The organism is Kitasatospora sp. NPDC024654 (assembly GCF_055559155.1).
In genome coordinates, this window is the sequence record NZ_JBVHLF010000032.1 from 58,579 (window position 1) to 72,249 (window position 13,671).

General features: G+C 71.6%; 11 protein-coding genes and 1 pseudogene. 6 read left to right on the forward strand and 6 right to left on the reverse strand.

The genetic code is table 11. The features are described 5' to 3' along the window. Window positions 1-265: 265 nt before the first annotated feature. Both ACZ38L_RS20120 and ACZ38L_RS20125 read right to left on the reverse strand, forming a co-directional pair. Complete coding sequence (locus ACZ38L_RS20120) at window positions 266-1,642, reverse strand: PLL family lectin (protein WP_465695106.1); 1,377 nt, start codon at window positions 1,640-1,642, stop codon at window positions 266-268. A gap of 872 nt (window positions 1,643-2,514) precedes the next feature. Beyond that, complete coding sequence (locus tag ACZ38L_RS20125) at window positions 2,515-2,994, reverse strand: hypothetical protein (RefSeq protein WP_465695111.1); 480 nt, start codon at window positions 2,992-2,994, stop codon at window positions 2,515-2,517. 201 nt (window positions 2,995-3,195) lie between these two features. Between ACZ38L_RS20125 and ACZ38L_RS20130 the strand changes: the two genes are divergently transcribed. From ACZ38L_RS20130 to mdlC, 4 genes are all read left to right on the forward strand, one after another. Next, window positions 3,196-3,972: a PspA/IM30 family protein gene (locus tag ACZ38L_RS20130; protein ID WP_465695116.1), complete on the forward strand. Its 777-nt coding sequence runs from the start codon at window positions 3,196-3,198 to the stop codon at window positions 3,970-3,972. Next, window positions 3,969-4,196: a hypothetical protein gene (locus tag ACZ38L_RS20135; protein ID WP_465695118.1), complete on the forward strand. Its 228-nt coding sequence runs from the start codon at window positions 3,969-3,971 to the stop codon at window positions 4,194-4,196. Before ACZ38L_RS20130 ends, ACZ38L_RS20135 begins: the two co-directional genes overlap by 4 nt. A gap of 5 nt (window positions 4,197-4,201) precedes the next feature. Further along, window positions 4,202-5,107 (forward strand): zinc metalloprotease HtpX, encoded by a 906-nt coding sequence (gene htpX, locus ACZ38L_RS20140; RefSeq protein WP_465695121.1) that lies wholly within the window; start codon window positions 4,202-4,204, stop codon window positions 5,105-5,107. Between the two features lie 401 nt (window positions 5,108-5,508). Continuing rightward, the gene (mdlC, locus tag ACZ38L_RS20145) at window positions 5,509-7,119 is read left to right on the forward strand and encodes a benzoylformate decarboxylase (protein ID WP_465695126.1); all 1,611 of its coding nucleotides are present in this window, start codon (window positions 5,509-5,511) and stop codon (window positions 7,117-7,119) included. 242 nt (window positions 7,120-7,361) lie between these two features. Here mdlC and ACZ38L_RS20150 read toward each other — a convergent pair whose 3' ends face one another. Beyond that, complete coding sequence (locus ACZ38L_RS20150) at window positions 7,362-8,549, reverse strand: alpha/beta hydrolase family protein (protein ID WP_465695129.1); 1,188 nt, start codon at window positions 8,547-8,549, stop codon at window positions 7,362-7,364. 313 nt (window positions 8,550-8,862) lie between these two features. Continuing rightward, window positions 8,863-9,153, reverse strand: a pseudogene (locus ACZ38L_RS20155) (ATP-binding cassette domain-containing protein); the annotation flags it as partial. A gap of 441 nt (window positions 9,154-9,594) precedes the next feature. Here ACZ38L_RS20155 and ACZ38L_RS20160 point away from each other — a divergent pair. Continuing rightward, on the forward strand, window positions 9,595-10,797 hold the full coding sequence (locus ACZ38L_RS20160; protein WP_465695131.1) for a macrolide family glycosyltransferase: 1,203 nt from the start codon (window positions 9,595-9,597) through the stop codon (window positions 10,795-10,797). Between the two features lie 286 nt (window positions 10,798-11,083). On the opposite strand, the gene ACZ38L_RS20165 is transcribed toward ACZ38L_RS20160, so the two are convergent. Next, entirely contained in the window at window positions 11,084-11,488 is a 405-nt protein-coding gene (locus tag ACZ38L_RS20165) for a nuclear transport factor 2 family protein (RefSeq protein WP_465695134.1), read from the reverse strand. Between the two features lie 119 nt (window positions 11,489-11,607). Between ACZ38L_RS20165 and ACZ38L_RS20170 the strand changes: the two genes are divergently transcribed. Continuing rightward, window positions 11,608-12,501 carry a LysR family transcriptional regulator gene (locus ACZ38L_RS20170; RefSeq protein ID WP_465695136.1) on the forward strand — a complete coding sequence of 298 codons (894 nt, stop codon included), beginning with the start codon at window positions 11,608-11,610 and terminating at the stop codon, window positions 12,499-12,501. Between the two features lie 268 nt (window positions 12,502-12,769). Here the strand turns inward: ACZ38L_RS20170 and ACZ38L_RS20175 are convergent, their stop codons facing one another. Continuing rightward, window positions 12,770-13,468, reverse strand: coding sequence for a hypothetical protein (locus ACZ38L_RS20175; protein WP_465695139.1), 699 nt, complete (start codon window positions 13,466-13,468; stop codon window positions 12,770-12,772). Window positions 13,469-13,671: the final 203 nt, after the last annotated feature.

Genomic DNA, 13,671 nt, shown 5'->3' on the forward strand with positions numbered 1-13,671 from the left:
CTCGGCCCGGGCCGGCACGGCACTGACGGCCACGGCGAAACGGCCGGGCGGCGCTCGCGGGAACGACACCGGGTGCCCCGCGAGCCGCGGACGATGCGCCCCGAACGCGCGGGATCCCCCTCCCCGCTTCGGAAGGGAAGCACGGCGAGGCATCGCCACGAGGTACGACAGGACCCCGGACGGCTACCTCGCCGGCCTCCAACCACGTGCCTCGATGGTCCGGGTCGAGGACCTCACCCCGCCCCGGCGAGGACGAACGACGAGCTCAGCCCGCGGGGCAGGCGCCGGTCCCGCAGTTCTGCCAGGGGCCCCACGCCCCGCCCGGCGTCAGCTCGGAGATCTCGGCGGAGTACGAGGACGCGTCCCACATGTGCGCCACGACCGTGAGCGTTCCGTCCGCCGCCTGCGTCACGGAGCTCGGCGTGGCGACGGAGGCCGGCAGCGGGCCGGCCCCCAGGTCGGTCCAGGAGCCCCAGACCCCGGGCGCGCTCTGCTCGTTGACGTACAGCTCCGGCACGCCCGCACCCTGGTAGACCTCGAAGAAGGCCAGCGTGCCGTCCGCCCGCTGGAACAGCACGGGGTAGCCGAAGAACCGCGGCACGTCCGTCCCGGCGGGCGCGAAGGACTCCGGCGCCGACCACGGCCCGTTCTCACCGGCCTGGGAAAGCCGCAGCAGCCCGCCCGACTCGTAGGGGAGGGTGAACACCTCCAGGCTGCCGTCGGCGTCCGCGGCGGCGGACAGTACCGGGTTCTGGAAGTTGACCTGGACGGTGCCGATCTGGCTCCAGGCGCCGAACGCTCCACCGGGCGTGAGCTGTGTCTGGTACCAGAGGGTCTCGTTGACGGCACTGGTCGAGAAGATCGCCACCTGCGCCTGGGTGCCGTCGGGACGGGTGACCGTGGTGGACTCGACCTCGCCGCCCGGCGGCGTGGCGTCCTGCTGGCTCCGATCCGTGGCCGCGACCGCCGGGCCCGGCTTCGCGGAAACCGGCACCTGTGCCTGCGCGGACGGCGCGAGCAGGCCGGCCGCGCCGAGGAGTGCGGAGCAGACGGCCGCCGCAGCCGTGAGACGCCGTGGGTTCTTGCGCATGGCTGGTCCATACCTTCCGATCGGTCCGGGGTCCGGCCGGGCAGTGGCGCGGGCCGGTGGCCATCCTGCCCGCCGGAGCACGCGGGACGGGCGGATCCGCCGGGAATTGGCCGGAACGCGCGGCTCCCCGGACCCGCACCTCCCGAGGGAGGGCCGGCGTTCCCGCTCCGCACCGCGGCGGCGACCACCAGGGTCGTCCGGCCGTGACGCTGACGGTCTCCACGACCGCCGCCAGAAGGCAGTGGCCGGGGTACTCCTCGCCAGGCTCAGGTACGTGGAGTTGGCGTGCCGGAAGGCGACCTGGCCGAGGAAGTCCGCGGTGGTGCTGGTGACCAGGTCCTTCGTCAGAACCGTGTAGTCGACGTTCTCCAGCGAGGCCGCGCCGGGCTGGAAGCAGACGTTGCCGTTCGTGCGCTGGGAAGCCACCCCCAGAAGCGCCTTCATCCCCTTCGTCGCCGCGGGTCCCGGGCTCGGGTACCAGCCGTCGGCGGCGGTGAGATCGGTCCACGCCAGCGGTACCAGGTCGTAGAAGTCGACATGACGCTCGTTCACCAGCCACGGCAGGGAGTCGACGTAGTCGGCGGAACTCCGCCGGCCGGCGGTGGGAGCGGCGTAGGTGACCAGCGCGAACGCCGGTGAGGGCGGCCTGACCGAGAGTCGCGCAGACGGGCCGCTGCCTGGACTCCAACGCCAGCGGGTCCCTCTACACGCTGCCGTGCAGCGGCAACAACTGGCAGAACTGGTACTGGACCGACGACTCCGCGGCCGGCATATGGTGGCTGCAGGACGCGCAGACGAGCCGTTACCTGGACTCGAACGACGCCGGGTCGGCCTACACCCTGACGTACAGCGGCTCGCGCTACCAGAACTGGCACCACTGAGCGCGGTCGTGTGAGCCGGCACGCCGCTCCCGCGCGCTCACCGCGAGGCGCGGTTCCGGCGCCGGGGGTTTGAGTGGCGGAGGCCCCGCAGGCTCGTGCCTGCGGGGCCTCCGTGGCAACGGAGACCAGTACGGGTACAGCCACCAGCCCTGGTAGCCGGCGTCCTGGGAGGGCCCGTTGCACGCGTACCCGCGGACCCCGTACTGCGAGTCGTCCAGGCACTGGGGGTGCTGCCGTACCAGGAGGTGACCTGGTAGTCGGCGCCGATCTGCCACTCGTTGGCGATGGTGACTGCGCTCGCACTACCGGTGCCGGCGATGCCGAGTCCGGCGGCCAGGCCCATCGCGGCTGCTGCTCCGGCGAGTCGACGAAGAGTGCTCCTCACGGTTCCCCCTCGGGGAATGGGCGCGGGGGAGCGCGACGGGCCGCGTATGTGGACCGATTCCCCTGGTGGGACCGGACCGTCCGGCCTGACCGGCCCGACCGGACCCGCCAGTACCACCATCGTGACGGGAGCCCCGGCGGTGGCCCTACCGAACCCGGTCATCCAGGCAGAGACGTTCCCAACGGGCTACGTGACCAATTGACTTCCTCCCCTCCCCGGTTCTCGGGAAGGGGGATCGTCGTGTCGGCGGGGTCCGCGGCCAGGGGAGCCAGGGCCTGTTGGTCGAAGTCGGCGACGAGCGGGTGCCGGCCGAACGGGCCCATCTGGCGCCGGAGGTTCGGCACGGCTTCGACGGCGCGGGAGGACTGGACCTGGCGGGTCAAGTCGAGGGTGCGGACGCTGGCGACGTGGGCGGCTTCGAGGTCCCGGCGTTTGAGGTGGGAGACCGTGAGGGCGGCCTGGGAGATGGCGCCGCAGCGGGCGCGCTGCTGTGCGCGGGCGTAGTCGATGGAGAGGCGGGCGTGGGTCTCGGCGGTGGCACTGTCGCCGATGTCCTGGAACGTCTGGGCGTGCTCGCCGTTGAGGTGGGCGGGGTCGGTGGGGCGGGCCCACTCCGGAAGAACCGGGCCATGGCGCACCTCCCGGTCCGATGACGACGTCCTCGTCCGCGTCGTGGCGCGCCGGCCCCCGGAACCGGTACCGGGGTGGGGGCCCAGCAGTCTGCCGGAGGGGACCGTGCGGCCCCTTTACCTGTGGCAGGAGAGGGGGGAGGGTGGCAGTGAGGACCGTAGCGGGCGCAGCGGGCCCTCTGCCTGTCCCGGAAAGGACGTGGGTGAGGCATGAGCATCCTTCGCCGTATAGCGGCACTGTTCAAGATCAAGGCGAACAAGGTGCTGGACCGCGCCGAGGATCCCCGGGAGGCGCTGGACTACTCCTACGCCAAGCAGGTGGAGCTGCTCCAGCAGGTCCGCCGCGGGGTGGCGGATGTGGCCACCAGCCGCAAACGGGTCGAACTGCAGCTGGCCGGGCTGGACCAGTCCGCCGAGAAACTGCAGGGCCAGGCCCAGCAGGCGCTGGCCGTAGGCCGGGAAGACCTGGCCCGGGAGGCGCTGACCCGCCGCACCGCCGCACTCGCCCAGCGCGGCGACCTGGAAGCCCAGGAGGCCTCCCTGCAGGCGGAGGAGGAGAAACTGACCCAGGCCTCCCAGCGGCTGCAGGCGAAGGTCGACGCCTTCCGTACCCGCAAGGAGACGATCAAGGCGTCCTACACCGCCGCCGAGGCCGAGACCCACATCGGCGAGGCGGTCACCGGCATCTCGGAGGAGATGGGTGACGTGGGCATGGCTATCCAGCGCGCCCAGGACAAGACCGAGCAGCTGCAGGCCCGCGCCGGTGCGTTGGACGAGCTGATGGCCTCCGGCGCACTCGAGGACGCCACCGCGCCCGTCGCTCAGGACGACCTGCAGTCCCGGCTGGACGCCATCACGGCGGGCGGCGACGTGGAGGCCGAGCTCGCTCGGATGAAGGCCGAGCTGCCGGCGGCCTCCGCCCCACCCGCCCTGGAGGACAAGCCCGCCCCGCGCACGCCGCGGGACCACCAGGAGGCCGAGCCATGATCGTGCGGATTCCCGACGAGGGCCGGTACGAGGTCGCCGAGCAGCCCCTGGGCGAGCTCGACGGACCGGACGCCACCCAGGAGTCGGCCACCGGATCCGGTGACAGGGCCGCGTCCGCCACCGCGCTCCCGGCACCGCTCGACGCCGTACACCGGCCGGACCAGGACATGACCCCAGGCCGGGCTACCGTGCTGCTGTCCGGTGAGGACCCGGTCCCGGGGTGAGTGCCATGCGTTCCCGCTACGCTCCCGACCGGCAGCTCACCGTGCGGATGCTGACCGTCGTCTTCCTGCTCGGACTGCTGTACGTGGCGTTCATCGCCGCCCTGATCGCCCTGCTGAAGTCGGTGGCCCTGGTCGTGGTCATCGCCGGCGGCCTACTCGCCGTCCAGTACTGGTACTCCGACAAGATCGCCCTGTTCGCCATGCACGCCCACGAAGTCACCCCGCAGGATCAGCCGTACCTGCACGGTGCCGTCGACCGGCTGTGCGCGATCGCCGACATGCCCAAGCCCCGCATCGCCCTCTCCGAGATGGACCTGCCCAACGCCTTCGCCGCCGGCCGCAACGCCGACCGCGCCGTCCTGTGCGTCACCACCGGCCTGCTGCGCCGCCTTGAGAGAGAGGAACTGGAAGGCGTCCTGGCCCATGAGCTGTCCCACGTGGCCCACCGCGACGTCGCGGTCATCACGATCGCGTCCTTCCTCGGCGTGCTCGCCGGACTGATGGTCCGATTCGCGTTCTACTCGGAGCTGTTCGGCGGGCGCGGGCGACGCGACCAGAACACCGTCCTGCTGATCGCCGGAGTCCTGGTCGTCTCCGCCGCCGTCTACGTGCTCAGCTTCCTGTTGATCAGGACCCTGTCCCGCTACCGCGAACTGGCCGCCGACCGCTCCGCGGCCCAGCTCACCGGGCGCCCCTCCGCACTGGCCTCCGCGCTGATCAAGGTCAGCGGAGACATCGCCCGCATACCCACCAAGGACCTGCGCACCGCCCAAGCCTTCAACGCCTTCTTCTTCGCCCCCGCCCTCAACCAAGAAGCCAGCCTGGCCAACCTCTTCTCCACCCACCCCACCCTGCAGCGCCGTCTGGACGCCCTCGCGAAGCTCTCCGCGCGGCTGGGGGAGAGCACCTGACCGAGCGCCCGCGATCGGGCGGAAGCCGGGCGGCGTCGAGGGGGTCGGCCGACCCCGCCTGCGACGAGCTGGAGCGGGCTCGCCGGCTACCGCGCTCGGAACCCGGCCACCTCCTCGACCCGGCCCGCTGCGACCTCGCAGCGGTCATCACCTGCCACCAGCGCATGGCTCAACTCACCACGCAGGCAGCGGTCTTACTCGTCCAGGGCGAGACGGGCCGACGACAGGTGGCGAGTTCTGGCCGAACCCGCCACGCCACTTCCGCGCACACTGATCCACGGACCGTGACCGTCTACTAACATGTCGTCACCGAACGGCCTGCGCCTTCCAACCAGCACCTCGCCGTACCGGACGGGCCGCTGACCGGGCGCCCGACTCCAGCACGAAAGTCGGTGGCAATCATGACTGACCAGTCCACTGTCCACAGCGTGACCTACGACCTGCTGCGGACTCTGAAGCTCACCACGGTCTTCGGCAATCCCGGCTCCACCGAACAGCCCTTCCTGCAGGACTTCCCCGCGGACTTCAGCTACGTCCTGGCCCTGCAAGAGGCGTCCGTCATCGCGATGGCCGACACCTTCGCCCAGGTCACCGGCCGCCCCGCACTGGTCAACGTGCACTCCTCGGCCGGTGTCGGCAACGCCATCGGAAACCTGGTGGCGGCCTACCACGGCAACACACCCCTGATCATCACCTCGGGGCAGCAGCACCGGGAACTCGTGATCGGGGAGCCGTATCTCGGCAACCGCGACGCGGTCACACTGCCGAAGCCGTGGGTGAAGTGGTCCTACGAGCCGGCCCGCGCCGAAGACGTCCCCGAGGCGTTCATGCGCGCCTACGCGGAGGCCTTGCAGCCGCCGGCGGGACCGGTCTACCTGTCGATCCCCATGGACGACTGGAAGCAGCCGCTGTCCGGGTTCACCCGGCTGCGGAAGATCAGCGACCGCGTCGTCCCCGACCCGGAGCGGCTGCGCGGCTTCGCCGATCGCATCTCCGCCAGCCGTCGTCCCGCGCTGGTCTTCGGGCCGGAGGTCGACCGCAGCGGCGGCTGGGAAGCGGCCGTCGCCCTGGCGGAGAAGCTGCGCGCCGCCGTCTACGGCGCCCCGCTGCTGGACCGCGCCTCCTTCCCGGAGGACCACCCCCTCTTCGGCGGCCCACTCGGCATGTCGGTGAAGACCATCGGCGATCGGCTGGCGGGACACGACCTGGTGGTCGTGATCGGCGCCGAGGTGTTCCGGTACTACCCCTATGTGCCCGGTCCCTACCTCCCCGAGGGAACGGAGCTCCTGCAGATCACCGGCGATCCGGGGGTTGCCGCGGCGGCGCGGGTGGGCGACAGCCTCCTGGGCGATCCCGGGGCGGCGATCGAGCTGCTCCTGAACCTGGTCGCCGAGGGGTCGACGCGGACCGCCCCGGAGCCGATGGCGCGGCCCCGGGTCCTGCCGCAGGCGCCGAACAGCCCGCTGACCCCGCCGGAGGTCTACGCCGCCCTGAGCAGGGTCCGGCCGCCCGACGCGGTGATCGTCAACGAATCGACCTCCACGATGGCGCAGCAGGTGGAGTGGCTGCCGACGGTCAGGACCGGATCGTTCTTCGCCACGGCCAGTGGCGGTATCGGCTGGGCCGTCCCCGCCGCAGTGGGCGTCGCGCTCGGCGACCGGGAGCTGGGCGTCGAACGGCCGGTGGTCGGCCTGATCGGCGACGGCTCCTTCCAGTACTCCGTGCAGGCCATCTGGACGGCGGCGCAGCACGCCCTCCCGATCGTGTACGTGGTCATGCGCAACCACGAGTACTCCATCCTCAAGTCGTTCGCGGTGCTGGAGGAGACACCGGGGGTTCCGGGACTCGACCTGCCCGGGATCGACATCGCCTCCGTGGCCCGCGGCTTCGGATGCCGTGCGGTCGAGGTGGAGACCACCCAGGACCTCGAGCGCGAGTTCAAGGCGGCCCTGACCGCCGGAACCACCACAGTCATCGTGGTGCCCACGCAACCTCAGGAGGCGATGCTGTGAGGCCCCTGCGGTTCGCGTCACCTGACAGCTGACCTGACAGGAATAGGACAGAAATCGGACAGGAGGCGGCCCTGAACGGACCTGGGACTCGGGGACAGGGTGTGCGTCGTCACCGGCGATACCCGTGGACCGGGCAGGGCCGCCGCGCGTGAACCGGTGACGGGCGGTGCGAGGGTGGTCGTCAGCCGTCGCGGAGAAGCCGGTGGCCACGGCTGAGGCGGAGTTCGTGCCACCCGTGCCGGTCAGGGGCTGGTGAAGGTCACCTCGGGGAAGGCCCGGTTGGGCCCGTTGAGCAACGGCTCGCGGACGCCCTTGAGTTGGCGTTCGAAGAAGGCACTGACGTAGCTGGTGGTGATCACGATCGACCTGGGAGCGCTCGGGATGGACAGTACGCCGCTCTCGTTGACCAGGTAGTCCAGGTCGGTGAAGGTGTAGTGGTCCGCGCCGGCGACGGTGAGCCACCGCTTCCACCCGTTCAGCTCCGGCCAACTGCTGGTCCAGGTCGGCAGGATGTCCGGGCTGCTCGGGGCCGCGGCCGCCATCAGCAGGACCGGGCGACCGTCGATGCCGGTCGTGGGAACCGGTGGGGTGATGGGGCCGTCGAGGTCGGCGCCGGCCAGCACGCGCCGGTCGGCGAGCATGGTGGTCAGGGTCGCGTCACCGCCGATGGAGTGGCCGGCCATGCCGATCCTCGCCGGGTTGACGAGGCCGGCGTACCGCCACACCGGGTTCGGGCCGGTGAGTTGGGTGAGCAGGAAGGACACGTCCTGGGCGCGGGTGGCGGCGATCCGCGCCTGGGTGATGGTACCGGCGTCGTACTCGTCGCACGCCGCGCAGGGCAGGATGCCGCCGGGGAACTGGGTGGCCGCCGATTCGTAGGCGTGGTCGACGGTGGCCACCACGAATCCCCGGCTGCTCAGATCCTCGGCGAGGGCGGTGAGGGTGTAGCGGGGCATCGTGAAGCCGGGGGACAGCACGACGAGCGGGTAGCGGCCGCGAGCCGGCGCCGCGTTGACCCGGGCCCAGGTGCGGGTGCCGGCGAGGGTGGTCGGTGCGAGGGGCCCGGACAGACCAGCGTAGTTGATCAATGCCGCTGCTTCGGCGGTGCTCATGTACGGAGCGGGCGTGCCACTGTCGGCGATGGCGGGGTAGTAGAGGTCCACCATCAACTGTCGCGGCCCTGACCGCGGTACCCAGGGATCGGTGCGCCGCGGGTCGACGAGGTGCAGGGTGTCGCGACCGACCGCGTACGGTCCGGTCGGCCGCGGCAGCGACAACGCGCTCGCCGTCCGGGCTGCCGGCGTGCTCGAAGCCGTCAGCGGTGTCGCGGCGGGTGCCGCGACAGCCGGAGCCGACACACTCAGGGGGATGATCACCGCGGCGGTGGCGAAGCCCACCGCGTACCTGGCCACTCGTCGGTTCGCCTTCATGAGATCGTGTCCCGCCTCGTGGTGTAGCCGATCAAGGTGACAAAAGCGCAGTTCACGACCGGAATCCCGGCTTCGAGGAGCCCCCGCCTGGCTTGACGGGCCGTCAGCCTGTGGGCTTCGGTCCGGGCGCGCTGTCCGGCTTCTCGTTAGCCGAGCATCCGTGAAGATCTCAAGCAAGATCGGCTACACCACAAGGCGGGACACGACCCTTCATGACGGCGATTCTTCCCATGGGTGCGGGGCGCGGCATCCGGGTGGACCCCCGACGAGTCCCTGAAATAGCGACCCGAACTCCCCTGAGGGGAGGCGTGGTTTCGATGGCCTGGGTGATCGCGGCGACGCCCAGCACCTCGGCGACGGTGAGGTCGCCTGTGAGGGGGAGGCTCTGCGGCAGGTAGCGGAGGGTGCCGGTCACGGAGACCGACCCGGTGCCGGGCCGCAGGCGGCCGGCGATGAGCTTGAGGAGGGCGCTCCTGCCCGTGCCGTTGGGTGCGACGAGGCCGGTGTGGCCGGAGCCGAGGGCGAAGGACAGGCCCTGGAAGACGGGGGTGTCGTCGGGCCAGGTGAAGGACGGGTTCGAGCAGACGACGAAGGCACCGGACATGGAGGTGACCTCGTGGGGAGGGAGGCAGGAATGACACTTCTGCCTCGGAGCAGACTGGCGGAAAGAGGGACGACGACGAAGCCACGACGGCGGTGCTTCCACGCACCGGGCGGTGGCCTGTCCGGGTATCACCCGGAGATGTCGTCGTCCGCCAGCATGTTCGGTCTCCTCGACGCACAGTCAGAGTCCACGCCGGCCTAGCAACAGGGACGTCGCGGCGGTGGCCGGATCACTCGACGGGGTCACCGGCGGGCAGGCCACACATGCGTGGTGGGCCCACCGAGGTCGGGGCTCGCACACCTGCCGCCCATCCGCGTACTCCGGCACGGCCGGCGGCACCCCGCCGCACCCCGTCCTCGAACCCCGGGCGGGACGAAGGTACCGCTTTGACAGTTGAGCTGACGGCGAGTCAGGCTGCCGGGTATAGGACGTCAACGACGTATGACGAGAGGACGCGGTATGTCTCGCCCAGCACACATCGCCATGGTCAACATCCCGGCGCACGGCCACGTCAACCCCAGCCTGGAGGTGATGCGGGAGCTGGTCGCCCGCGGTCACCGGGTCAGCTACGTCAACGACCCGTCGTTCGCCGAGCAGATCGAGTCCACCGGCGCCCGGATCGTGCCCCACGACACGACCGTGCCGTTCCTCAAGGGCGCGGTCGCCGTCGACGCCGCGGCCAAGGTGCACGGCATGATCCTGGAGGACGCGAAGGTGATGCTGCCCCGGATGCGGGAGGCGTTCCAGGACGACCGGCCCGACCTCGTCCTGTACGACTTCATGGCGTACGTGGGCCGGGTGCTGGCAGACGGTTGGGGCCTGCCGTCAATAGCGATCCTGCCGTCCATGGTCGCCTGGGACGGCTTCGAGAAGGACATGGACGACCGCTTCAGGATGATGCGGGAAAGCCTGGCGGCGGATCGGTACCCGGAGCGGTTCGCGCAGTGGCTGGTCGAGAACGGGCTGGAGCCCCGCGACCCCTTCGCGTACATGCTGCACCCGGATCGCGGGATCGCGGTCATCCCGCGGGCGTTCCAGTCCAACATCGACCTGGTGGATCCCGAGGTCTTCTCCTTCGCCGGGCCCTGCCTCGGGCCCCGCGAGCACCAGGGCGGCTGGACCCGCCCGGCGGGCGTGGAGAAGGTGTTGCTGATCTCGCTCGGTTCGGCCTTCACCCACCAGCCCGGCTTCTACCGCGAGTGCCTGAAGGCCTTCGGCGATCTGCCCGGCTGGCACGTCGTACTCCAGGTCGGCAAGGCGACCGACCTGGCCGAGCTGGGGGAGATCCCGGCCAACGTCGAGGTGCACCGGTGGGTGCCGCAGTTCGCCGTGCTCCAGCAGGCGGACGCCTTCGTGACCCACGCCGGGATGGGCGGGTGCAGCGAGGGCCTGTACTGCGGGCTGCCGATGGTCGCGGTGCCGCAGGCCGCCGACCAGTTCGGCAACGCGGACCGGCTGGTCGAGCTGGGCGTCGGACGCCGGCTGGACACCGCCGAGGCCACCGCCGGGGCGCTGCGCTCCGCCGTGCTGGAACTGACCGGTGACCCGGCGGTGGCGGCCCGGCTGGCCGAGATCAGCCGCGAGGTGCGCGCGGGCGGCGGTGCGGCCAAGGCCGCCGACCTGATCGAGGCGGCCCTGGTCTGATCACGTGGTCGCCGCCGCCCCGGCCGCCGTTGCGGTGCTGGCGGCCGGGGCCGTCCCGGCGCCCACGGCGGTGTGCAGCCGTGTCGGGCGGCCTGTGCCGGTCGCCGGGCGGAGGGGGACGGCCTCCGCCCGGTGGTGGCGGCCGTGCTGACGGACGGTCGGCGGGTGCTCGTGCCGGTGCTGCCGCAGGCCTGTCCGGTGCCGGGGTGGCAGGCGTGTCCAGCAGCACCGACCCGTTGCCGTCGGCGCCCGAGCCGGTGACCGCCGCAGTCGGTGCCGGTGGTCGTCAGACGAAGAACGCGTTCATCCCCGGGACGTCCGACAGGTACGTCTCGATCGCGCCGATCCGGGCGCCGCGCAGGAAGCACACGGTGGCCAGGTGCTCGTCGAGCACGCGTCCGTCGCGTACGGCCGTGTTGTGCAGCGACAGGGCGAAGTTGTCCCGGCTGACCAGCGTCCGCTGGAAGTCGAAGTTCACGCCGTAGCCGGCGATCAGGCGGAGCCGTTCGATGATGGCCTCGGCGCCACGGACGGTGCCGGAGATCCTGTTGTCACCGGGGAGTGTCCAGACCGCGTCCTCGGTGAGCAGCGAGCGGATCAGCTCCCAGTCCGCCGTCACCAGGCCGGTGCGGAACCGGTCGGCCATGGCGATGCGCTCCTCGGTGCTCAAGGTGGTCGGTTCGTCAGACATGTCTAAACCTCCGTGGTACGGCATCGGTGTGGTGTCCGGGGAAAGCTTCGCCCGCGCCGCCGGGCGGACGGAAATGCCCTTCCCGACGACGGATCATGCGCCGCGCGCATAATGTCAGGGTGATCACGGAAGAACTGCGCTGGTTCCTGGCCGTTGCCGAGACCGAGCACGTCACCGACGCGGCGGCCCTGGTCGGGACCACCCAGCCGACCCTCTCCCGGGCGATCGGGCGCCTGGAACACCAGCTCGGCACACCGCTCTTCGACCGGGACCGGAACCGGCTGCGGCTCAACCGTTCCGGCCGGATCTACCGGCGGCACGCCCGCCGCGCGCTGGAGGAGCTGGAGTCCGCGCAGGACCAGATGGCCGCGCTGCTCCCGCCCCCGGCGGATCCGCTCCGCCTGGCGTACGCGCACTCGCTGGGCGGCTGGCTGGTGCCGGAGGTACTGGAGGCCTACCGGCGGCAGTCGCCGGACGCGCCCGTCCGGGTGCGCCAGGACTCCGCCGTCGGCGTGCTGGACCTGCTGGGAGAAGGCTCGGCGGAGCTCGCGATCACGAGTCCGCAGCCCTCCCTGCCCGGGTACGGTTGGCTGCCGCTGGGCGAGGAGCCGCTGCTTCTGGCCGTCCCGGCCGGTCATCCGCTCATCGCAAGCGCGGCGGCCCGCGCGCTCCAGCTGACCGATCTGGTCGACGAGCGGTTCGTCATCATGCGCCAGGACGTCGGCCTGCGCGAGATCACCTGCCGGATCTTCGACCGGGCCGGTCTGACCGCCCCCGTGGCCGGGGAGGCGGGCACGGTCGCCGAGATCGTGGCGGCGGTCGCCTCGCAGCAGGGGCTGGCGCTCGTCCCGGCCAACGCCGCCGTCGGCCACCCGGGCATCCACCTGCTCCCGCTGTCCACCCCGGACGCCTACCGCACCACCGGCCTCACCTGGCGCCGCGACCACCCGTTGCCACCGCAGGCCCGCCGCTTCCGCGCCTTCGCGGCGGCCCGGCGCCCGGCCGGGCCCTGATCCCGTACCCGTCGTGGTCCCGCGGCCGGCAGAAGGGACGGCGACGGCTGACCGGCACCACCGGGTACTGACGATCGACCAGCTGGAGTCACCACCGACGCACCGGCGCGGACGCACCAAAGCGGGCCGACGGGGGCGGGCCGGATGCCTGCCTGGTCTCCGACCCGTCGGTGGTGCGGGGACTGTGCGGGCGGCATCCGCGTCGTCCCGGTCCGCTGTGGCGCGTCGGCGCGGGTGGCCCTGGGGGAACGCGACGTCTGATGCGGTGCTAGGCCTCCTGGCCGAGCTGCTCGCTCGGTGCCCCGTCGGGCGTCCTCCCGGCCCCGCGAGCGGTGCGGGCGCGCAGCGGGAGAGCCGCCAGGCCGAGTCCGAGACCGTAGACGCTCACGAGTCCGTGCCCGTTGCTCTGGGTCACCCACAGGGCGAGGCCGACGAGCGGCACGCTGAGCGCGAGCAGCCGTTCCGAACGGTTGGCGGCGCGCACCAGCAGGCCGGCGGCCAGAGTGGCGGCCAGGAAGTAGGTCGCTCCGGAACTCCCGGCGAAGTTGCGGGGATCGGTGCTCCGGCTGCTGTCGCCGAAGAGGGAGTCGATGTGCTGCGGGAGGACGATGCCCGCCAGGAACAGGCCCACCATCGCCGGACCACCCCAGAACCACTGGGCCAGGGCGGCGACCGCAGCCAGGGTGACGATGTTCCAGAGGGCACCGGAGGCCCCGCCGTTCTGCATGAAGGTGGCGGTCAGCACACGCCACCAACCGGACTTGCTCGGGTCGCTGTCGAGGGCCGCCATCGCACCGGACCAGCTCAGCTGGAGGATCACCGCGGCCACGGCGAGTGCGGTCAGCCCCACCGCGGCCCACGGCAGCGGTCGGCGACTGATCGTGTCCGGGCCGATCAGGGCCATGCCGCACTTGAACATCAGCACCATCAGGGCTGCGGTCGTGAGATTGAACAGGATGACGCTCATGCGTGATTTCCCCCGGTGGCCGTCTGTTCAGGTCGGGGCGGCACTCTATCGCCCGCGGGGCCACGGGTGATCTTCAGGACGACCGGAAGACCGTCGCCGATTCTCCCGCCGAACCGGGTGACGGCGGTGCCGGGGGGATCCGGACGGTGCCTGAGGCAGCTCGTTCGTCACGTGGCCGGCTGCCGTACCGCGCTTGTCGGGGC

Excerpts from the sequence above, each read along its gene's own strand:
- ACZ38L_RS20165 (WP_465695134.1), bottom strand. The coding sequence starts at position 11,488 with ATGTCTGACGAACCGACCACCTTGAGCACCGAGGAGCGCATCGCCATG.
- ACZ38L_RS20130 (WP_465695116.1), top strand. The coding sequence starts at position 3,196 with ATGAGCATCCTTCGCCGTATAGCGGCACTGTTCAAGATCAAGGCGAAC.
- mdlC (WP_465695126.1), top strand. The coding sequence starts at position 5,509 with ATGACTGACCAGTCCACTGTCCACAGCGTGACCTACGACCTGCTGCGG.
- htpX (WP_465695121.1), top strand. The coding sequence starts at position 4,202 with ATGCGTTCCCGCTACGCTCCCGACCGGCAGCTCACCGTGCGGATGCTG.
- ACZ38L_RS20160 (WP_465695131.1), top strand. The coding sequence starts at position 9,595 with ATGACGAGAGGACGCGGTATGTCTCGCCCAGCACACATCGCCATGGTC.
- ACZ38L_RS20135 (WP_465695118.1), top strand. The coding sequence starts at position 3,969 with ATGATCGTGCGGATTCCCGACGAGGGCCGGTACGAGGTCGCCGAGCAG.
- ACZ38L_RS20175 (WP_465695139.1), bottom strand. The coding sequence starts at position 13,468 with ATGAGCGTCATCCTGTTCAATCTCACGACCGCAGCCCTGATGGTGCTG.
- ACZ38L_RS20150 (WP_465695129.1), bottom strand. The coding sequence starts at position 8,549 with ATGAAGGCGAACCGACGAGTGGCCAGGTACGCGGTGGGCTTCGCCACC.